The 20,500-nt window shown below is 60.2% G+C and carries 21 protein-coding genes, 1 tRNA gene and 1 pseudogene; 13 read left to right on the forward strand and 10 right to left on the reverse strand.

The annotated features are described in order from the left end of the window. Window positions 1–110: 110 nt before the first annotated feature. Window positions 111–185 (reverse strand) — tRNA-Arg (locus C7H84_RS33790). A gap of 174 nt (window positions 186–359) precedes the next feature. On the opposite strand from C7H84_RS33790, the gene C7H84_RS33795 reads away from it, so the two are divergent. From C7H84_RS33795 to C7H84_RS33805, 3 genes are all read left to right on the forward strand, one after another. Beyond that, window positions 360–1,517: a site-specific integrase gene (locus tag C7H84_RS33795; protein WP_205611491.1), complete on the forward strand. Its 1,158-nt coding sequence runs from the start codon at window positions 360–362 to the stop codon at window positions 1,515–1,517. 94 nt (window positions 1,518–1,611) lie between these two features. Further along, window positions 1,612–2,844 carry an AAA family ATPase gene (locus C7H84_RS33800; RefSeq protein ID WP_121862873.1) on the forward strand — a complete coding sequence of 411 codons (1,233 nt, stop codon included), beginning with the start codon at window positions 1,612–1,614 and terminating at the stop codon, window positions 2,842–2,844. Further along, complete coding sequence (locus C7H84_RS33805) at window positions 2,834–5,023, forward strand: S8 family peptidase (protein WP_121862874.1); 2,190 nt, start codon at window positions 2,834–2,836, stop codon at window positions 5,021–5,023. The genes C7H84_RS33800 and C7H84_RS33805 overlap by 11 nt, the downstream gene beginning before the upstream one ends. A gap of 70 nt (window positions 5,024–5,093) precedes the next feature. Here the strand turns inward: C7H84_RS33805 and C7H84_RS33810 are convergent, their stop codons facing one another. From C7H84_RS33810 to C7H84_RS33840, 7 genes are read right to left on the reverse strand one after another with little or no spacing between them, the layout of a single operon-like run. Beyond that, window positions 5,094–5,333, reverse strand: a complete 240-nt coding sequence (locus C7H84_RS33810) for a hypothetical protein (protein WP_045599447.1) — start codon at window positions 5,331–5,333, stop codon at window positions 5,094–5,096. Then, window positions 5,330–5,803: an ead/Ea22-like family protein gene (locus tag C7H84_RS33815; RefSeq protein ID WP_121862875.1), complete on the reverse strand. Its 474-nt coding sequence runs from the start codon at window positions 5,801–5,803 to the stop codon at window positions 5,330–5,332. Before C7H84_RS33815 ends, C7H84_RS33810 begins: the two co-directional genes overlap by 4 nt. A 12-nt stretch (window positions 5,804–5,815) precedes the next feature. Next, window positions 5,816–6,277, reverse strand: a complete 462-nt coding sequence (locus C7H84_RS33820; RefSeq protein WP_121862876.1) for a hypothetical protein — start codon at window positions 6,275–6,277, stop codon at window positions 5,816–5,818. Next, window positions 6,274–6,750: a hypothetical protein gene (locus C7H84_RS33825; protein WP_240462174.1), complete on the reverse strand. Its 477-nt coding sequence runs from the start codon at window positions 6,748–6,750 to the stop codon at window positions 6,274–6,276. The genes C7H84_RS33820 and C7H84_RS33825 overlap by 4 nt, the downstream gene beginning before the upstream one ends. Next, window positions 6,747–8,048 carry a pyridoxal phosphate biosynthetic protein PdxJ gene (locus C7H84_RS33830; protein WP_121862895.1) on the reverse strand — a complete coding sequence of 434 codons (1,302 nt, stop codon included), beginning with the start codon at window positions 8,046–8,048 and terminating at the stop codon, window positions 6,747–6,749. Before C7H84_RS33830 ends, C7H84_RS33825 begins: the two co-directional genes overlap by 4 nt. Beyond that, complete coding sequence (locus C7H84_RS33835; protein WP_121862877.1) at window positions 8,048–8,644, reverse strand: hypothetical protein; 597 nt, start codon at window positions 8,642–8,644, stop codon at window positions 8,048–8,050. The genes C7H84_RS33830 and C7H84_RS33835 overlap by 1 nt, the downstream gene beginning before the upstream one ends. After that, window positions 8,644–9,006 (reverse strand): beta-hexosaminidase, encoded by a 363-nt coding sequence (locus C7H84_RS33840; protein WP_121862878.1) that lies wholly within the window; start codon window positions 9,004–9,006, stop codon window positions 8,644–8,646. The genes C7H84_RS33835 and C7H84_RS33840 overlap by 1 nt, the downstream gene beginning before the upstream one ends. Window positions 9,007–9,553: 547 nt before the next feature. On the opposite strand from C7H84_RS33840, the gene C7H84_RS33850 reads away from it, so the two are divergent. Continuing rightward, window positions 9,554–9,856, forward strand: a complete 303-nt coding sequence (locus C7H84_RS33850) for a hypothetical protein (protein ID WP_121862880.1) — start codon at window positions 9,554–9,556, stop codon at window positions 9,854–9,856. Window positions 9,857–9,938: 82 nt separating this feature from the next. Here C7H84_RS33850 and C7H84_RS33855 read toward each other — a convergent pair whose 3' ends face one another. Continuing rightward, on the reverse strand, window positions 9,939–10,157 hold the full coding sequence (locus C7H84_RS33855; protein WP_121862881.1) for a hypothetical protein: 219 nt from the start codon (window positions 10,155–10,157) through the stop codon (window positions 9,939–9,941). A 410-nt stretch (window positions 10,158–10,567) separates the two neighbouring features. Continuing rightward, a complete protein-coding gene (locus C7H84_RS33860) occupies window positions 10,568–11,089 on the reverse strand; it encodes a helix-turn-helix transcriptional regulator (protein ID WP_240462175.1) in 522 nt (173 codons plus the stop codon). Window positions 11,090–12,035: 946 nt separating this feature from the next. Between C7H84_RS33860 and C7H84_RS33870 the strand changes: the two genes are divergently transcribed. The 9 genes and pseudogenes from C7H84_RS33870 to C7H84_RS33910 all read left to right on the forward strand — a co-directional run. Continuing rightward, complete coding sequence (locus C7H84_RS33870) at window positions 12,036–12,584, forward strand: hypothetical protein (RefSeq protein WP_121862883.1); 549 nt, start codon at window positions 12,036–12,038, stop codon at window positions 12,582–12,584. Then, entirely contained in the window at window positions 12,571–12,954 is a 384-nt protein-coding gene (locus tag C7H84_RS33875; RefSeq protein ID WP_121862884.1) for a hypothetical protein, read from the forward strand. Before C7H84_RS33870 ends, C7H84_RS33875 begins: the two co-directional genes overlap by 14 nt. A 283-nt stretch (window positions 12,955–13,237) precedes the next feature. Continuing rightward, window positions 13,238–15,751: a VapE domain-containing protein gene (locus C7H84_RS33880; RefSeq protein WP_121862885.1), complete on the forward strand. Its 2,514-nt coding sequence runs from the start codon at window positions 13,238–13,240 to the stop codon at window positions 15,749–15,751. Between the two features lie 216 nt (window positions 15,752–15,967). Continuing rightward, a complete protein-coding gene (locus C7H84_RS33885) occupies window positions 15,968–16,741 on the forward strand; it encodes a zinc finger-like domain-containing protein (RefSeq protein WP_121862886.1) in 774 nt (257 codons plus the stop codon). 219 nt (window positions 16,742–16,960) lie between these two features. Continuing rightward, window positions 16,961–17,173, forward strand: coding sequence for a hypothetical protein (locus C7H84_RS33890; RefSeq protein WP_121862887.1), 213 nt, complete (start codon window positions 16,961–16,963; stop codon window positions 17,171–17,173). A gap of 71 nt (window positions 17,174–17,244) precedes the next feature. Beyond that, a pseudogene (locus C7H84_RS33895) lies at window positions 17,245–17,811 on the forward strand (MarR family transcriptional regulator); the annotation flags it as partial. Continuing rightward, the gene (locus tag C7H84_RS33900; RefSeq protein WP_346428409.1) at window positions 17,741–19,783 is read left to right on the forward strand and encodes a terminase gpA endonuclease subunit; all 2,043 of its coding nucleotides are present in this window, start codon (window positions 17,741–17,743) and stop codon (window positions 19,781–19,783) included. The pseudogene C7H84_RS33895 and the gene C7H84_RS33900, both read left to right, overlap by 71 nt. A 9-nt stretch (window positions 19,784–19,792) precedes the next feature. After that, on the forward strand, window positions 19,793–19,999 hold the full coding sequence (locus C7H84_RS33905) for a hypothetical protein (RefSeq protein ID WP_121862889.1): 207 nt from the start codon (window positions 19,793–19,795) through the stop codon (window positions 19,997–19,999). Beyond that, window positions 19,996–20,500, forward strand: a 505-nt coding sequence (locus C7H84_RS33910) for a phage portal protein (protein ID WP_121862890.1), incomplete at its 3' end; no start/stop codon positions are given. The genes C7H84_RS33905 and C7H84_RS33910, both read left to right, overlap by 4 nt.

Consider the following 20,500-nt stretch of genomic DNA (forward strand, 5'->3'; position numbering starts at 1 on the left):
TTCTCCGGTTGTCACTGAGCAACCTTGGGTAACGATGGGGGCTAGAGGGCCGCCAGGCGGGCTTAAGCAGGGGATTTCTGGTGAATCTTGAGAATGGTCGGGAGCATGACTGGTCCCCCCGACAGGAATCGAACCTGTATCTAGCGCTTAGGAGGCGCTTGTTCTATCCATTGAACTACGGGGAGCGGATAGTTTGAGCGGGATGGACTGAACCCTTATGAATCAGGTGCTTAGCCTTGTCCCGTGTGCCTTTCCGGGATTTTCGTCTTTCCGCGCATGACGCGAAATGACAGGTTGTGAAGCATAGTTTAACGCCCCGCCTGCTACAATTCTGCTACAAATCGACCCTGTAGCAGCGTATGTGGATGACGCATTGCTACAGTTCACAAACGGGGTGTTTCATGGCTTCGATCCTCAAGATCGGCGACCGCTGGCGTGCTCAAATCCGCCGGCGGGGACAAAGTATAGCAAAGACGTTTCGAACCAAGGGCGCGGCCGAAGCATGGGCGCGAGAGATCGAGGGCGGTATCGACAAGGGGCAAGCCGCCGTCGACGAGCAGACGATCACGGTCGGCGAGTTGGTGCGCTTGTATCGAAACGCTCGGAACGATTCCGGACGACCGGTCGCCGAGAAGTCGAACGAAGACTACATGCTCAAGCGGCTGGAAAGTCACTTTGATGACGAGGTGGCTGCGAAGCTGTCGACGAAACGACTCGTGAAGTTTGCGCAAGAGCGGAAGAAGGAAGGGGCGGGGCAGTACACGATCGACATGGATATCTCCAAGCTCGGGACCGTGTACAAGCATATGGCGTCGCTTCTCGACCTGAGATTGCCGCATGCGCCTAGCATCGCACGGCCGACTCTCGACCACCTGCAGCTCATCGGCCCCGGCAAGCATCGCGATCGCCGGCCGACTCGCGACGAGATCGTGAAAATCTTCCAGTGGTTTGCAGAACATCCCGAACGGGAGCAGGCGGTGCCGGATGTGATCCGAGTTGCAATGAACAGCGCATTCCGGCGGGGGGAGCTGTTTCGGCTGACGTGGTCGGATCTCGACGTCGAGCGTCGGCTCGCGCTCGTCCGTGATCGCAAACACCCGCGACAGAAGAAGGGTAACGATGAATGGGTGCCGCTGATCGGCGATTCGCTCGAAGTGTTGCTGCGTCAACCGCGATATCCGGTGCCACCCGCATACGAGGCGAAGCGTAAGGCTGATCCGACGATCGAGCCACATCCGAACGAGTACATCTTCCGATTCAGCAAAAGCACGGCCAGCAAGTATTTCAAGCAGGCGTGCGATGAGAAAGGAATCGTTGATTTGCACCTGCATGATCTGCGGCACGAGGCAGCCAGCGCGCTGTTCGAGGCCGGTTGGCAGATTCCCGAGGTCGCCACTGTTACCGGACATAAGGACTGGCGCAACCTCAGGCGGTATACAAACTTGCAGCCGAAAAGTGTCGCCATCAAGGGCAGGTTGGTCGAGCGAGCGGCGTTGTCTGATGGGACGACTGAATGACCGCGAAATGGCTCGGCAAGTTGGTGCGCATTTCCCTATAATAGAGTCATTGCATGCACCACGTGCATGAACACGTTGATTTTAAAGGGAAAAAATGGATCACGCTCTGATCGATCTCGTGGTTTCGTTGGCGCATCAGGGGGTCAAGGGTGATAGTCGAGCATTTCAACTTCGCCTTCGGCGCGCTGTCAGCCGTTTGCGCGACGCCGAGCCCGAGCTTGCTGGGCGATTGATTGACGTACTGTCAGAAGGGACTGCTCCAACGAGAGAGGTCTATGCTTTCCAGTCGGAGGTGGAGCATGGCCGCGACAGGGCGGGTGGTACAGGTGCCGGCGGTGCCCCTGATGGGCCGTTAAAGGCACGTCGGGGGGGGGCGCCTACGCAAAGTTTCGCGGTTGAATCCGGAATCCCGACCCAAGTGCCAGTAGATGGTGACAGTCGTCAGACTTTGGTGACTGTTACCAACCCGACTATCGAAGAGGCGGAGTGTCCAGCATGGGCGGAGTCCGTGGGAGTTCCCGTAAGCCAACTGATTCGCGAATGGGATCTCGCGAGTGAGTTGCGGGATAACGGCCTCAGTCCGAGTAAATCGGTTTTGATGGAGGGACCGCCGGGGGTCGGCAAGACGATGACGGCAACTTGGATTGCTGCTCGGCTCCAGCTACCTCTTCTGACACTTGATCTCTCAACTGTCATGAGCAGTTTTCTCGGAAAGACAGGGAACAATATCCGAGCAGTGATTGACTTTGCACGCAGCTTTCCTTGCGTCCTGCTACTGGATGAATTCGATTCTATTGCAAAGCGTCGAGACGACGAGACTGACGTTGGGGAGCTGAAGAGGCTGGTCACTGTATTGCTGCAGTCAGTCGATAGCTGGCGAGATACCTCCCTACTGATAGCCGCGACCAACCACGAGGAGCTCTTGGATCCCGCCGTGTGGCGCCGTTTCGATCTGGTCCTAAGCTTTGATTTGCCAGATGCCACCGCAATTGAGAAATTCATGATTTCTCGGGGGGTAAAGGCCGACTTTTCGCGTGTCGCATCAGCTTTGCTTCGCGGGCAGACGTACGCACGTATCGAAAAAATTCTGAATATTGCCCGGAAAGGATCGGTGCTCGACCGTCGTTCCTATGAAGAGTGTCTATGTCAGGCGATCGTGGCGCAAATGAAGAAATCTCTTGCGGACGATGATGCAATGGAGCTAGAGTTAATTTCGCTTCATTTGCAAGGGTTGTCGCAGCGCGCAATTGCGGCGCGTCTCAAGATGGCGCACACGACTGTCGGTAGGCATATAAAGGCAATTTTCGGGGAAAAGGATGGCCGATAAAAATTTACTTATTGGGTACGGCGAAACATTAGTTGAGCCTGTAAAGCTGAAGCGAGGCGGCGGGGCGAAGCGCTATCCATACGAATTTTCGGAGATGCGCGGTCGACTTTCCAAGCAGATAAAGACCGTGATTCAGCAGGTCAAGCAGACGGACGAGAAAATCGCTCCTAAGGGAGAGTCGGTCGTCGAAATGACCCTGCATCCAGCATTTTTGGCGAAAAGTTATTTTCCTCAGCAGTTGTTGAACGAATTCGGTCTTCGTCACGTCGGTAGCCGCGGTCGCTTTGTTCATCCTGAGGTTTCCTTGCGCAAGGATGAACCCCCTGAAGGTGAGGCCGCTCCGGTTTTATTTGTCGCGGGGAGTGCCGAGAACTTCGAGGCTATGGAGTCCAGTCTTACGGGAAAAGGACTCCCGAAGTTATTTCAGGATGATTTCAGGAAAATAGAAAATTTCGAAATTTTCCACGCAGAACAGAAGGTGAAGTGGATCGACTCCGATGCGGATTTGGTGAGCCTCGAAGTTGTGCTTCACGCGGCGGCTCATCAGAGCTACATTCTCGAGAGTTTCGTTAAATGGGCGGAGCAGTGTGGCGGGGAAGTATTTGTTGATAAGGCCATATTCGTCCCGGGATTGACATTTTTGCCCGTGAACGTGAGCCGCAATAATGTTGTTGAGCTTGCGAAGTTCTCTTTTGTGCGTGCAGTTCGAAGCCTTGCCCCGTTAAGGGTAAGCCGGCCCGTCGCCGTGCGGAATGTTCAAGGAGGGGATGCGGTATCACTTCCAGAGGAAACTGAACTCGACCCCAGCGTATCGGTCGCCATCTTCGATGGGGGCATTGGACATGCAGATCTGTCTAAGTGGGTCGATGAATATACGTGGCCCGATACGAAAGTTACGGCGGCAAATCTATTGCTGCATGGCAATACCGTAACTACGACGGTTCTGTTTGGCGAGGGTTCCGCAAAAAAAGCGGTTATGCCGCGGCCATTTTCTCGTGTCCGTCATTATCGTGTTCTTGGAAAAGATAGCGGTGGTGACCCCGATCTTTTTGATGTATTGAAAAAGATTGACTGGGTTTTGATAAACGAGCAACCGCAGTTTATGAACCTGAGCTTAGGGCCGTGCATACCGATCGATGACGATGATGTGCACGTCTGGACGACATTGTTAGATCATCGCCTGTCAAATGGTCGAACTTTTACAACCGTAGCGGTTGGTAACGACGGCGACGACCCAGATCCGTCATTGTCGCGAGTGCAGCCACCGAGTGATATGGTGAATGCGCTCGGAGTTGGGGCCGCCGATTCAGCCGGTTCGGCCTGGAATCGAGCCCCGTACAGTTGCATCGGCCCTGGGCGAAGCCCGGGGCTCATGAAGCCTGATGGTGTGGCATTTGGGGGTTCGGGCGCGGAAGCGTTTCATGCGTATTCCCCGGTACATGGCGGATTAGTCGGCCTTGAGGGCACGAGCTTTTCTGCACCACTCGTCTTACGAGCAGCCATCGGAGTGGCGGCGACGTTGGACGCACCGCTTTCGGCAACAGCACTTAGAGCGCTAATGGTTCATCGTGCCGAACCACATGACACGGCTGGAGGGCGTGAAACCGGTTGGGGGCGTTTCGAGACCGACCCGGAAAGGCTCATTGTCTGTGGCGACCATGAGGCGATGGTCATATACACCGGCTCGATAAACCCAGGTCAACCGGTGAGGGCGAAGATTCCGTTTCCAAATATTCCGTTGAACGGTAAAGTGACCATAAAAGCAACTTTTGCATTTACTGCGCCTACTGACCCAGCACACTCTCTGAACTATACAAAAGCAGGGCTCGGAGTAATTTTCCGTCCCGTGGGGGCGGACAAAAAAACCATCCCATTTTTTAATCAGGATAAGTTCGATAGCGAAAGTGATCTTCGGCGAGATGCACAAAAGTGGGAGTCCTGTCTTTCGAGAACTAGGCGTTTCAATCCTGGGACGTTGAATGATCCGGTCTTCGACATCGAGTACTTAACGCGAGAGGAAGGCAAGGTGGTTGCATCGAAGGATCAGGTGCCACTCCCATATGTGCTGGTGGTTACTGTGTCCGTGGCAAATACGCCTGGTGTGTACAACAACGTTCTTCAAAGGTACAAGACGCTGCAGCCCGTTAAGGTTGCGACTCAGATCCATATCAAGAAGTAGACTCTGCGACGCAGGGTAGGGCGACCTCCTCAATTTCTTGGCTGAGTGTGGGTCGCCCATCGCGGCTGTATTAGGCAACGGCCGACACGTTGTGACGAGCTCTGGCAGACATGGCGTCGAGGTAGTCAGCGACTGCGTCATATGGCGCGAACCGCCCACCGCCTTCCTTATAGGTCGGAATGGGAAAAGTTTCGGCGCTGATCTGATTACGGATTGTTCCCTCCGACATCAGCAGCAGTTGCGCGAGCTGCGCTAGCGTCATGCGAGGGCCGTACTTTTCCAGAATATATGCACGGGTCAGCAGGCTCATTGCGTCACCTCCCCATCATGGGTGGCATGCGCGGCAAGCAACCGTTGTGTTTCGGGATGCATCGGGCCCGCGCCAATGTAACAGTCGTCCGGCGCATCAGGCCAATCCCGTCTGCACCGCTCAAACTCGCCTTCATTCCAGAGCGACAACCATTCGAAGCCTTCTTCGGCGTCAAGGGCATATTGAATAGCTGCAACGCTTGCATGCGTTGGATGCCCCAATGCGGCTGTGAGCGCGGTGCGTCGGTCGCGGAGAAGTCGAAGGATGGTGTCCGGGTTCGCGAGGGCGATATAGGCGGCGTCGCGCAACGTTTGCTCGTAGTCTTCGTTCCCGTTACGGCGACAATCGCAGATGTCCTTCCGGTCGTCATGCTCGTTTTCTACCCATGCGCCGACGTTGATCCAGCTCCCCTTGGTTGCCTTTTCGGCAGCCGCTTGCAGGGCATCGTAGTTGCCGGTGATGTTTTCCATATCGGTCCTCGGTTATCGAATGGCGCTGACGATACGATCGAGCTTGCCGTCGATCTCCAAAGTCGCCAATGCTTGCATTGCGGTTGCCATGCGTTCGAGGACGGTGGCATAACGCTCAAGGCGGTCAATGTCGGCCGTTTTCAGGAGACGTTGCATCGTGTCGCCGAGTTCGTTTGCCGACTTCCGAACACTCCCCGCCGCTTTTTTCGTCGACTCAGAGACATGCTTCTCGGCATCGATCATGCGGGACAGCGAGCGTTCGAAGAGGGCGATTGCATCTTGCGTGGTGGATTCAGCCTTTGCGAAATCGGTGTTCATGTCTTTAAGTCGGCGTTGAAAGTAGTGAGAGTCGGCGTTGATGTAATTCGCAACCATCGTCAGCGTATCGAGGTTGCTAAAAAGAGGGCCTTTGCTGTCTTGCCTGATTGGCTTAAGTCCGTACACTTCGGCCGGGTTGTTCCGTGATGGGATCATTTCAATTCGAATCCTTGGTTCTTTGAATCTGCCTCACGTTGCGGCAGTGCACGGCCAAGCTGCATCAAGCCGGTTTCCAGCGTGATCCCAGCGGTTGCTGCCCAGGTGCGTGCGTCCTGCGCCGCCTTGTGGCGAGCGAACGATCCGACCTCGTCGGCCATCAGGTCCAGCAGCTCGACGTCGGCCGCGTGCGAAATCTCCGTGATCAACGCGCGGATCTCGTTGCGAAGGGCGTCGAGGCGCGTGAGCCTGCCTTGGCGGGTATCCGTCAAGGCTTCGTTCATCTGGATATGTTTGAGCCGCGCGAGCGGCGCTTCGTCGTTCTGGATCGCTTTTGCGGGCGTCAGCCCGCTGCAGTCCGACTGCGTTGAAGTACCGTTGACGCTCGCAAGTGCGATAGCCGGGCGCTTCTCCGCGTGTTCCCGCTTTCGCGGCAGCGGACGTGGGGTAGAAAGAGCCGGGCGCGGGGTCATTGGGCCGCCTCCAGCGCCAATTCGGGCGTCCAATCCGGGGCGGGCAACTGGAGGATGTCGTCGAGCCATTGCAGGACGATCGGAAGGTCTTTCTGGCGCTTGATGTTCTCGTGGCCGAGAACTTTTTTAAGCCATCGAGCGCCTTCTTGAATTGCCTGCATTCGCGTCGGGTAGATCGTGGTGCCCGCGCCGAATTTCAGTGGCGTCGATGCGAAGCTGTCCCCGAAGTTGTACATAGCCGCGCAAATCCACTGATCCGCTTTCGGTTGGGCCACATAGATTTCGGCGAGGGGCTTTTTCGTCCGGTTGCTGATGGGCGAGCGAATGGTATCGGTCGCGACGCAGCGGCCGTCTTGATCTGGTGCCGTCACGGGGTAGATCCTTGCCTTTTGCGGGGTGTCGAGGAGATCGGTGAGCGGCGTGAGTGCTGTGTGGACAGCTTGGATGGTTCCGGGGGAAAGCTTGCCAAAAACGGGGTCGTGCAGGACCGCTTGTAACGCCTGCAAAAGTTGCTTTGCGCTCCCGCCGCTAATCTTCGCGGGTGCTGCCGTCACCGGCTTTTGGGACGGCTTGCCACCTGCGGTCAGATGCTTTTTCGTGACCTTGCCCTTGCCGGCTTCCTTCGCTCTCGACAGCCCGGCCACGATGCGTTCGAGCGCCTTGTCGGCGCCGTGCGTCCGGATTTCCTCGATCGCGAGCGTGCCGGCGATCGAGCCGTCGCGCACGAGCGCGTGAAGTTCTGCCGGTGCCTTTTCAAGCAGTGCGGCATCGCGAATCGATTGCTTGGAAATGTTCAGGTGCTCGCAGATGGCTTTCACGTCCAGTTTATGGGCGTCGCGCAACTCAGCGATCGAGGTAGCGAGATCGAGCGGTGTTGACTGCTTCGAGACGTTGCTCAAGTAGCCGGAGATCACCATCTTCGGCCGCTTCACTTCGCGCGAATCCAGCACGACGATCGGAATCCTTCCAAGATCCTTCCCGGCCTTGATTGCTTCACCTGCCGCGAGGTAGCGGTGCTGCCCCTTGAATACGTAGAAATAATCCTTCCCATCCACCTTGCGCGCATAGCAGTGCAACGGGGAACCCTTGTCGTATCCGTTCTTCATCATCAGCGCGGTCAGTTCCTTGACCCACGCCGGGTCAATCGGGCGGATGTTGTCGCGCGGATCGTAATGGAGCGACTCGTACGGCGTCATCCAGAGATCGGCCGACGTTGCGCCGGCAGCGGCGGCCGCGACCTTGATGTTCCCGGTTGGGATCGGCGCGGTCAGGTCGAGCTGTTGCGTGCGATCGTCGATCATGGAACCCTCCGGCGTTGAACCAACGATTCGAGGCGTGCGATTTCGAGGTCGATGCTTTGGCGGAAAAGCCGGAGATAACGCAGCGCGTGCACAGCAGAATCCTGCAACGCGTCCGGCGTGATCTCGAGCGGGTACAGATGCGGGAACGACACGGCCACGTGGTTGCGATTGTTGCGCGTGACGATTGGATGAAACGCCGGACGCGTATGGGTCGATCCGGCGACGATGTCCGCGTGTGCTGCGCGTCGTGGTCTGAACGTATCGTCCGCGTCAGTGGCGTACGTGCCGTCCGCTTGTTTGCAGGGAATCGGCAGCGGCGGTGCGGCATCGGATCCGGCAAGCCAGTACACGAAGCGCAGATCGTGCGGGCGGGGTTGTCGACGCAGTAGTCCCGCGCGCGCGAGCTTGTCGATATGTTGAGCTGCAACACGGGCCATGTCAGGGAAGTACGACGCGCAGACCTCCTCGGACGTCATCGCGCGATCCAATCGTTTGAACACATCCAGGATACGAATGGTGAGGTCGGCGCGTTGTGCCGATGTCAGGACTACGAAGGGACTCACACGCGGGTTGGGATTGGTTGTGCCCGTCATCAGGCGGCCTCCCGCATGGTGCGAGCGCGCGATTTGCGCGGCTTCTTAACGCGAGCAATAATATCGGCAGTCGCGGTTTCGGATGCGCGCTTGGCATTGCGTAGGCGTTTGATCGCGGCCGCACAGTCGCCTTCGCTCGGAATCGAGATCTGCTTGTCTGCAATCTCGTTGCCGTCGAGAATCAAGTACTCCGTGTATACGCCATCGGGTAACGGGCGTCGTCCAACGACGTACTTTCCGACCAATATTGGTGTCGTCGGGAGCTTCGCGTCCGGGTCGTAACGCACCACGGTTCGCAAAGAGATTGTGTCTCGACGTTCGACGTCGAAAAGTGGTTCGGCTTTGACTTTGATGCGCGGCATGGCAGTCTCCACGACGCCCGGGCTGCTCGCCTGGTCGGGGCGATCAGGCGGCGGCGTCGATCGAGTGATCATCGGTTTAAGCGTCCCGCTTACAGATCGCCGCGCAGGTTGCTCGGCGGTCCAGAGGCGAAATTGATCGAACTGACGGACGGGGCCGGGAAGATGGCAGAGGCGGTGTTCTTGGGCGATATCTACCTCGGTGAGGCGGTATCGATCTGCCATATCGCGGCCACGCGATCGGTGTATGCTTAAGCTTTTTGTAAGGAGGCGCGCATGCCGGATCTTCACCCGATGGTGCAGCATGGGGACCTGTACTTTGACGAGTACATGCAGAAGATTGGTGATCATCGGCTTCCTCAACATGCCCGGCAGGCATGGGCTGAGGCGAACGACGCAATGACGTTTGCGCGAGCACTTGCGAAGGCTCACTTTGGGCGCGAGGCGACACCGGACCATGCGGCGGCGATTTTTCAAGCTGTAATGTCTGATATTGCCCGACGGGCTCGCGCGCTCCACACGGACACGGAGTAATGTCCTTCGCGTAGTAATGGCGGCCGAAGTAGCCGCCGCAGACCGCGCACTGGCGGAATCTGCCGTGCCCGTTGTGCGGATCGGCATATCCCGGGGCGACAAAACGATGACTGTAACCGTCGGCTTCGCGCTCATGGGGCCTGCCGAAGGTCTTCACCACATTCCGTACGCGACGCTGCACCGGAATAGCCCATTGTCCTGGGGGAATCTTCAGGCAATCTTCCAGCAGCTCCATCATCGATGTCTCGGTGCGATTCGCCAGAAATTCCCGGATGGGCGCTTCAAACGGTTCGCATGCGGCGATGTCCGATCGACCTGATGAGGCATCGAGTTCTTCCCGGCCCGGTCGCTTGGCGAAAAGCGATGCGACGGCTGCAACGATTCGCTTCATTTCAACCTCCTCAGACGGTGGCGTGGTACGCGATGGCAGGCGCGTCGACGGCCACGTCCTGAAACACGTTCACGGCGACGAACAGCAAGGCCGCGATGACCGTCCAGCGGAACATCGCTGACTTCTCGAAGTTGCTTCGGCGAGCCGGTTCCGCGGGCGTGACGCGGGGTGTTTGTTCGTTGTGGAGCCAGTTGTGGCGGGCGTCCGCGTGCTGATCGATCGGTTTCATGGTGAATCTCCGGTTAAGCGTCAGTGACGCGGCAACCGAAGTATCCATTAAAGGAAAATGATGTGTCAACCCGTTAATGGATAATATGGCGCAAAAAATCCCTACTAGGTTGGACGATGTTCCGGTGAGATCGGTGGGCGGGCGCGTGAGCGGCCAGCCAGGCGATACATCCCGCTGGGTTGCAGGGTTGGGCTTGGCAGATGACGCCTTGGTGCTTTACGAGCTGACGCGCGCACGTTGGTGCGCACTCTGCAACACGGGATCTGCGCTTTAGGCGGAAGTGGCGCCCTCTCCGGCGACTGCGGGGGCAATTGCGCCGGTGAGGCGTTTGTGACGTTCAACTTGGCTGTTGCGAAAAGCTCGGGTGGCGCCGTCACAAAGCCTCTACGTTACGAATATACCGGGGACAGTCAGGAGCTTGTTTTGGTTTCTCGGCGCCGTGTGTGACGGGGTTGCTCGTCTTCGTCGCTCACCAGTTCATCCGACAATGGGCGGCGAGCCGCGGCTTGGGCGCGTCGCCTCGACGCGGGCGTTGCGGCGATGACTTCTTCGATGGTTGTTGATCCGTCGTCTTCTAGCGTTACGACGTCGGATTGGCTCAGAACAAACTCGATATAGCGCTCGATTGCCTTCTTGTCCGCGTCAGGTAGGCGGGCAAAGCGCACGCGGTCATAGTGAATCACGGCCGCGTCGTTGTCGTCATCGGTCAGGAGCTCTGTTGGCGATACGCCGATTGCCTGCGCCAGGGATTCGACGACCCGCATCTGGGTGTCGACCTTTGCAGACAGCACGCGATTTACCGAGCTTTGTGAAATTCCCGCACGTTTCGCGATCTTCTCTTGGCGGTCGACGTGCGCATAGTGGTCCATATACCAGCGTAGCTTTCGGGCCAAGATGGCGCGGAGGTTTGATTTGGTCGGCAGTGGCTTCATGCTGGTATCTTGCCGGTTATGGATAACCATAAGAGGATTATTGTGCGAGTTGCTGGGTTGCATGAAATTCCATAAATGGATAAACTTGGGCCGGTTTGTTTATCGGGGAGACCTATGCAGATTGAACGCGAGCCCATCTTGGCGTTCGTCCTTCGCGAGCTTGACGCGGCTAAGGGCGACTGGCCTGAAATCTCACGGCGAAGCGGAGTTCCGTACCAGACGCTCACGAAGATTGCGGGGCGCCTTGTCGGCGATCCCCGGATCTCAACCGTACAAGCGCTTTACGACTGCCTTCGGGAGCGCGACGGGGCGGTGTGTGTTCAAGCGTCAGCTTCGTCGACTTCGCGATAAACCACCACTGTGACTCCGCATCGTACGTCGTCGTCATGTCGATCGACAGTATGAAAGCGAGTTCGCGCCAATAGCGCTATGAGCGGTCGATACGACAACAGCGCTGCCCGCTCCGCGTGTGACCCGACGGCGCTGCCACGGGAATTACCTGAGCTTTTTGGCGATGACTGTGTACTTCACGCTCGCCGCGATCGCGGCTGAAAAGGAGGAGGGATGAACTGGATTCGCGGAGTAGTCCATATCACGACACACGACAACTGCGATGGCGATGCCGGTGGTGTCCGCGTTATTGCCGGGATAGTGGACAACGCGGATGCGAGTCGGGAGGCTTTCAGTGCTGTGGCCGAAGTGCTTGGACGAGGCGTCGCTAGCGCGATTGCCGTGTCCGGGTCTCTTCGTGAGCGCAAGCCGAACAGCGAAGCGTGTCGAGCTTGTCGCCCGCAAAGCCAAACTCCGGATGAGGGATCGACGCAATGACTTTCATCGTCAGAGATTTTGACGGCGTTGGACTGTACCGGGAATTGGCACGACGATCTTTCCATCGGGCCCGCGCTCGTTCACGTTGCGGCGAGATCTACCGGGAGCCAATGTCAGCATGACCTGCCGATACGACAGCACCGAATGGCTGGACGTGCTTTATACGTCCGTGCGCAACACGCCTGGCGGCGTCGCCGACGCGGCGAACTACCTCACGACCAGGCGCGGCAAGAACATCACGCCGGAGTCGCTTCGCCTGCGCCTGCGCGGTGTCGGCGACAGTCGCCTATCGATGGAGATGTTCGAGCTGCTGATCGAATGGATGCAGGAAAAGACCGAAGGGGAGACGTTTGCGCTCGAGGCGCTGCACGCGCTGAACGCACGATTCGGGCTGGTTGCTGAACACGTCGACGACCAGGTGGCGGACGATGCCGGCGAACCTGGCACGTTGCGGCTCGTTTCGACGGCTTTGCACCTGCAGGCGCATGTGGGTCTCGTTGCGGACGACGTGACACGCGCACTGACCGAGCAGCGGATCGACGATCGAGACGCCGAGAAGCTCATTGCGACCGGCCGCAAGGGCCAGCGCTTGTTTCAGCGTTTGATCCATGCTGCTCGCAACCTCGCCGCACGTCGCCGTCGCCGTCGCCGTCATGGAGCGGTTTAAGCGCGGCATGGGGTGCTGCAGGGCCGAGCGTGAACACATCGGCCTGGGCTGCTCGCCTGAGCAGCAATTGGCGTGCGCGGTCACAACGCTTGCATCCCGACTCCAGTGCGCGCCCGACGACGCGGGGCGCTTGTTGTCCGAACTCATTGCCACGTTCCCTGATCGGCTCGCTGCGCTTCTTGCGGAAGCGAACGATGCGGGGTGCGTGCGCCTGTTTATCGAGCGAGCCGCGCGTGCGTGCGCCGCGCTCGCAACCAAGATGGAACGTCACGCGTTTCGCGATCAGCTTACCCATCGTCTCTGCGCGCTGGACCTTGCCGCATTCGACGATCTCATGTCGGTGGAATGGCGTCGACTGCGCGGCAAATAACCGGAGACCCTTGTGAACGTGAACGGAATCAGCAGCGCCTTGCGAAGCCGCACATCGCAATACAGCCGCTCGCCGAGCGGACGGCAGTGCTATGCGGCCGGGCGTGGCGTATGGCGCAGCTTTTCTCACCAGGTCGCGCGTGAGCGCCGTCTCGCCGAGCTGGGCCGGCGAGCGGGCTAGCAAGGCGCGTTGCGTCACTTGCGGTTGCAGTGTGAGGAATCGTGATCTGGCCGCCAACCGTGTCCTGGGCGGCCAAAGTCACTTTGATTGAGGAGATCTTTATATGGCGACACTTGATCATATCGTTCAGCAGTTGCGCGCAGCCGGGCATCCGGACCTGCCTGCCGGCCATCCGATCGCGGACGGACGGCATCATCGATATGGGCCGCGCAAGAAGTACTGGTATCAGCTTCGCGAGGTCATCAGCAAGGGGGCCGTCATCGGCTACGGCGGCACATTCGGCCATTTCTCGGGCGACGATCCGGGCACCGAGCGCTTCGAATGGAGCGGCGCACCGTTGAGCGACGAGGTGCTCGCAGAAACCCGTCGCCGGCAGGAGGCAGCCGATCGTGAGCAGGCCGAGCGCGACGCGCGGCAGGCGAAGCTTGCCGCGAACCGTGCCCGCGATCAGTGGAACCGTGCGGCCGAGCACGGTAAGTCTACGTACCTGGAGCGTAAACGAATCTCAGCCGAGGGCGTTCGGTTCGACGCGGACGGCACGATCTTCGTGCCGATGTTCCAGTACGACGACGTCGGCGAACTGCACCTGGTCGGCTTGCAGAAGATCACACCGGACGGCGCCAAGCGTTTCAACAAGGGCATGGAGAAGAAGGGCGCATCCTGCCTGCTCGGCGCGGTGAGCGCCGACGATCAGGTTGTGCTGGTCGCCGAAGGCTATGCGACCGCGCGATCGATTCGCATGGCGCTTGACCATGCGTTCGCGGTCGACGTGTGCTTTGACGCGGGTGGCATCCTGCCGGCCGTACGCCGTTTGCGGGCGACGTACCCGGACGTGCACGTGCTGATCTGCGCCGACGACGATTGGAAAATCGAGCAGCGCATGCGCGAGTGGCTCGCCGACGAGTTCGCCTTTCGGGGCGAGTTGGAGTTGGGTGCCGATCCGGTTCGGATCGAAGCGAAGAACACCTGGTATATGGTCGCGGCATCACGCCGGCGCGATGACAACGGCGTGCCGTACGTCGAGGTGAGCTACGGTAATGACGTGATGCCGCAGCGCCGCAAACGCTTCGAGAACACAGGTTTGAAACGTGCGTATGAGGCGGCAGCTCAGGTCGACGACGTGAGCGTGGTCTATCCCGTGTTCGCTAGTCGAGGCGAGCGCAAGCTGACGGACTTCAACGACCTGCACGTCGAAGACGGTCTCGAAGCGGTCTCCACGCAGATGCAAGCGGCAATCTTGCGCGTTATCGCGCCAGCGAATGAAGACATCCGGCCGGCGACGATGGCACCGCCCAGTGCACACGCGCGGCAACCGAAACCGCCCGCGACGTCCGCTGCCGCGAAACAGCCGGAATGGGACGGCCGCGAGGCAGAAAACGGCGCACACACGTGGGAGCAGGATCTCACGCGCACGGACAAGGGCAAATTGCTGCCGACACTCGGCAACGTCCATCTGATCCTGTCGAACCACAAGGCATGGCAGGGTGTCATCAAGCAGGACGATTTCGGCGGCCGGGTGATGAAACGCCGTGCGCCACCGTTCTCGCAAGGCACAACGGGCGAATGGACCGACATGGACGATCAGCGCACCGTCCTCTGGCTATCTCAGCGGTACGGCATGGAAGCACGCACCGATATCGTGATGAACGCGGTGCTGCTGGTGGCGGATGCGACCCACTACCACGACGTGCGCGAGTACCTCGACGGGCTCACATGGGATGGCGTGCCGCGCGTGCGATCGATGCCCGCGACGTACCTGCGCGTGGCCGACAGCGAGTACGTGCAGCTCGCGTTCATGAAATGGATGATCGCGGCCGTCGCGCGTGTGATGGAGCCAGGCTGCAAGGTCGACAACGTGCTGATCCTCGAAGGCAAGCAGGGGCACCGCAAATCGACCGCGCTGAAGGCACTGGCCGGCGCCGCATGGTTCACCGATACACCGATCCAGATCGGCAACAAGGATACATATGCGGTGCTGGCGGGAAAATGGGTGATCGAGCTCGCTGAGCTGGATTCGTTGAACAAGGCCGATTCGTCGGCGGTTAAGAGCTTTTTTGCGACCGCGGTCGACCGGTTCCGCAACTTCTACGGCAAGCGTGCGACCGACGTACCGCGCCAGTGCGTGTTCGCCGGTTCGGTCAACTTCGATACGTACCTCAAAGATGAGTCGGGCAACCGACGCTACTGGCCGCTGCGTGTGGGCGGCCTGGTCGACATCGACGGCATTGTGGCGGTGCGCGACCAGCTGTGGGCCGAGGCCGTGCACCTGTACCGATCGGGCGTCGTCTGGCACGTGACGGAGCAGGAACGCCCGCTGTTCGAGATCGAACAGGCCGAGCGCTACGAAGGCGACGTGTATGAGGACAAGATCGCGAAGGCGCTGGAATACGTTGCACGCACGACGATGGAAGAGATCCTCGCCGACGTCCTGAAGCTCGACACGTCGAAATGGACGCTGCCGGAACAGCGCCGTATCGGCAAGGCGTTGAAGTCGCTCGGCTGGGTGCGCAAGCGGGAGTCGACCGGTTCGCGTGGCTGGTACTACGAGCGCGAGGAGCAGGCCCCGGACGTAAAGCGTGAACTGGTCGCGGCCGGCGATGACGACAGTCCGCTGTAACCGGTTGGCGCGCCGTGTCGGTATGGTCGGCGCGCCGTGGCGCCAGCGATGGCGCGCCGTGGACGTCCGATGTCCCAACGTCCCAAGGCGTCGCCTCGTGTGTGCGCGCAGGGGCGCGACATGCGCGACGTGACGCATGTCGCATGTCGCAGGCGCACACGACTGCATACCTCATTCCTTGGGACATTGAGACATTAGGACGAATAGGAGAGCGTTGTGATTGATTTGAAAGAGCGGGCAGGCATCGCAATGAGCGCTCGTGGTCAGTTCACCGACCCGATTGCCGATCCCAAAGTGACTTTGGGTGCGCTTGCCTTTGCGAGCGATCTTGGCCGGATGCTGGTCCGGATCAAGGCCGCGCAGCAGGCGAAGCCCGAAACGATTCGACGCGCGACGCTGTTGCTGGCTCAGATGATGCGAACGTCGGGGCGGTTCAAACGAGGCAAATTCTCCGGACTGAAGCGCGACGAGCGCCGCGAACAACGTGCGGGTAACGTTGTCGAGCGTGCGCAGGTGGACGTGATCGAGCGATTCGCGCTGCGGTTGATCGACGAGTGGGTCAACGATCAGTGTGTGACGTGCGAAGGCCGTGGCGTGTTTCGGCGATCGCCAGATCAGCCAAAAGCGCCGATACGGTGTCTCGTCTGTGCGGGACGGGGAAAGGTATGTGTCGCCGAGGAGCGCATTCCGTTCTTTCATGGTCGTAACGGACCGCTGGTATTCCGCGAGTACGAAGGATGTAGCGTCTGCGGCGGCTTGGGGCGCGTGGCAGCGATGCGGCCCGCCGATGTCAAGGGGCGCCACATTTGTTCGGACTGCGGCGGTACCGGCAAACGACCGATCGATGAAGCCGCCCGCGCACAAGCGCTGGGCGTAGCCTTGAAGGAGTGCCGACGAAATTGGTCGTGGCGTTTTCACGACATGCTGGGGTTGCTCGACGCGGTCGACGGATCGGTGTCCGACACAATGCGTCGGCAATTGCGAGAATGAAACGTCTTCCATTCCAAGAGTAGATCGCGTAAACTCCGGACATCCTTTACCGCGTCACTGGATATTCGCTGGCACCGCGCGTGAGTCGTGCAAACCTCTCGGGACAAAACAACGATACGAGGAGCCCGTTAGGTCATGTGGGGGCGTTCGCCCCGACGAAATGAATTCTGAAGCCCTGAGCGCGAAAGCCCTCGGGGCTTTTTGCATTGGGGCGCTCAAATGCGAATCGAGTCGACAAGCGCCGGGCCGCGTGAGGTCTGGTCGACGTGGGATGAAGATCGAAGTACGGGGCACGTTACCGCGCGGGGCTTCGTGTTTGACGATGCGATGGACCGCATCGTGTGGGCAATGGACCGGGCGGGCGATCGCGCGATCGCCGATGTCGCGGTCGGTGCGGGCATGCCCAATTTTGAGCAGTCGGGGACCCTGTAGGCGGCCCGACATGCGGGGGCTCAGACCCGCGTTTTTTCTCTACTGTCGAATCTCCCTAGGGGGTCATATTCATGCCGACCCAACAACAGATCGCCGAACACCTCGACCTGGATCAGTCGGCCGTTTCACGGTTCGTCGACAAGATCCAGTTCGATTATCGCGAGGCAACGCTCGATGCGATCCGCAGCGCGTATATCCGGCACCTGCGCGAGATGGCGGCGGGCCGCGCAAGCGGCACCGGCATCGATCTGGTGGCCGAACGCGCGAAGACCGAAATTGTCGAGCGCGAGATCAAGCTGCTGACGCTGGCCGAGAAGAAGGGCCAACTGGTGAACGTCGCGCAGCTCGAACAGGCGTACGGCCAGATGGTCGGCGCATTTCAGACGGAACTGCTGGCGCTGCCCGACAAGCTCGCGCAGGAGCTGCGTACGCTGTACGACGTCGAGGTCGACGTCGAGTGGTTGAACGAGCATATGTATGGATGCCTTGAGCAGCTATCTCAATACGATCCAGACCGTCCACGCGGTGATCCGCCGGATTGCGCGGCTGCTGTGCCCGCCTGAACGGATCGGCACGACGGACTGGGCGCGTCAGTACCGGCGCATGAGCGCGAAGGCGAGCGCGAGTCCCGGGCGGTACAACCCGAACATCACGCCGTGGGTGTTTGGCATGCACGCGGCGCTCGACGATCCGCGGGTGCAGAAGATCGTGTGCATGAAGTCTGCGCAGGTCGCGTGGACCGACGGCGTGCTGCTGAACTACATCGGCCGGCGCATCGATGTCGATCCATGTCCGATGATCGTGATGTTCGCCAAAGAGAAGTCGGCCAAGAAATTCAACCTCGAGAAGTTCGAGCCGATGGTCGAGGTGACGCCGCGCCTCGCGTCCAAGGTGCCGGTGCACGCCGGTCGCGACAAACGCAACCTGTGGGACCACAAGACCTTCCAGCGCGGTTTTCTGAAATTCATCACGTCGAACGCGCCGGACGACGTGAAGTCGACACCGGCGCCGGTCGTCGCGGTCGAGGAACCGGACGACGCGAATACCAACGTGCGCGACCAGGGCGATTCGATCACGCTGCTCGAGGAGCGCAACAAGAGCTATTCGGATAGCCGCCGCAAGGTGATTTTCGGTGGTACGCCCACCGTCGACGGTTTCTCGCGGATCCAGCAGGCGTTCGAATCCTCGGATCAGCGCGTCTACCTGGTGCCGTGCCCGGACTGCGGCGAAGAGCACGAGCTGGCGTGGGAAAACGTGACGTGGTCGGAAGGGGCCGAGGTCGAGCACGAGGTGTTCGGCCGGGCGCAGCCGGAGTCGGCGCGTTATACGTGCCCGCACTGCGGCAGCCTGTGGGACGACAACGCGCGCATTCGCGCGGTTCGGCGCGGCCGGTGGCTCGCGACCGCGCCGTTCTACGGTGTGGCGGGCTTCCGGCTGAACGAGCTGGTGTCACCGTTTCCCGGCTCGCGCATGGGCGAGTTGGTCAAGAAGTGGCTGACGGCCGAGCGCGCACTACGCGCGGGTGACGACACCAAGATGCGCGCGTTCGTGAACAACACGCAGGGCCGGCCGTACAAATACAAATCGGACCTGCCGGAACTGGATCGGCTGGCCGAGCGGGCGCAGCCCTACGCGCCGTTCACCGTGCCGTCGCGCGGGCTGCTGCTGACGATCGGTGTTGACGTGCAGCACGATCGTATCGCGGTGATCATCCGCGCCTGGGGCCGGGGCGAGGAGAGCTGGCTGGTGCTGTGGGACGAGCTGCACGGCAATGTGCTGGAGCAGGGCGAGAACCCACTGACGGGCGGCGTATGGGGCGCACTGACCGAACTGCTGACGCAGGCGTACCGGCATGAAAGTGGTGGGCTTGCACGGATTCGCGCGGCGTCGATCGACTCGTCGGACGGCTCCACGTCGGACGCGGTGTACAAGTATGTGCGGGCGGCACAACGCGTCGGCCTGAACGTGATGGCGATCAAAGGCAGTACCGACGTCGGTGCGGAGATTTTTAGCGTGCCGAAGACATCGATCGACTCGACGCGCAACAACAGCAAGGCCGCGAAATACGGCCTGCGGCCGTTCATGGTCGGCGTGAGTAAAGCGAAAGACCTGATTCTCGACAATCGGCTGAAGCTGGATGGCGACGGACCGGGACGCATGCACTGGTACGTTGGCGTGCGCGCCGACTATCTCGCGCAGGTCACGGCCGAAGTGAAGGTGCCAGGCCGCACGGGCAGCAAGCGCGTGTGGCAGAAGAAGGCCGGCGCGCGTAACGAAGCGCTCGACTGCGAGGTGTACGCGCTGCACGCGGCGCGCAGCATCAAGACACACCTGCTGACCGAGCCGTACTGGCTGATCGAGCAGCACCGCATCGCGCAGGTGATGCTGTTCGACACGGTACCGGTGATCGAAGCGTTGCCGCTCGCGCCACCGCTTGAGCCACCGTTCGAGCAGCAGCCGGATCCGCCGGACAAAGTGACGACCGAGCCCGCCGAGGCGACCGCGGTCGTCACGACGCCGCTGAAACTACCTGAAGCCCCGCCCCCGAGCGGGGCTTCGCGCATTCAGGGCCGGCGTGTCGGACGTTCCGCGTACCTGAAGCGCCGCTAGGAGAAACAGATGGCATACACGATGGCAGACCTGCAACGCATCCAGTCGGCGATCGCGAAGGGTGAGCTGGAGGTCCAGTACGCGGACCGCAAGGTGCGTTACCGCTCGATTGCCGAGCTGCGCGATGCGCAAACCGAGATCATTCGGGCGCTGGACGGCGCGACGGGCCGCTCGCGGCTGATTCGCCTGCGCCACGCCGGCAAGGGGATGCGATGAGTCGCGCGTATCCGGTGCTGGCACAACGTGGCTTTGTGGTTCCGACGCGCCTGAAAGCGGCCGCGTATGAGTCGGCCGGCACGCGCGGCGCGCGCGCGAAGTCGTGGCACGCATCGAGCGCGGGGCCCAACGCGTCGGTGGTGCAGAACCTGCCGCTGATGCGCCACCGCGCGCGCGATGCGATCCGCAACGACGCGTGGGCCAAGACGGCAATCGCGAGATTGGTGTCGAATACGATCGGCACCGGGGTCCAGCCGCACCCGCAGCATCCGGACGCGACGGTGCGCCGTGAACAGAAGCAATTGTGGGACGACAGCACCAGCGAACTGGACGCGGACGGCGTGCACGACCTGTACGGACTGCAGACGCTGGCCGCGCGCGCGTTCTTCAGCGACGGCGAGGTGCTGGTGCGGCGCCGGCTGCGCTCACCGCACGCGGGCCTCGCGGTGCCGCTGCAGATTCAGCTGCTCGAGGGGGACCTGCTGCCGGTCACCAAGAACG

This window comes from Burkholderia sp. Nafp2/4-1b, assembly GCF_003635165.1.
Classification (GTDB): domain Bacteria; phylum Pseudomonadota; class Gammaproteobacteria; order Burkholderiales; family Burkholderiaceae; genus Burkholderia.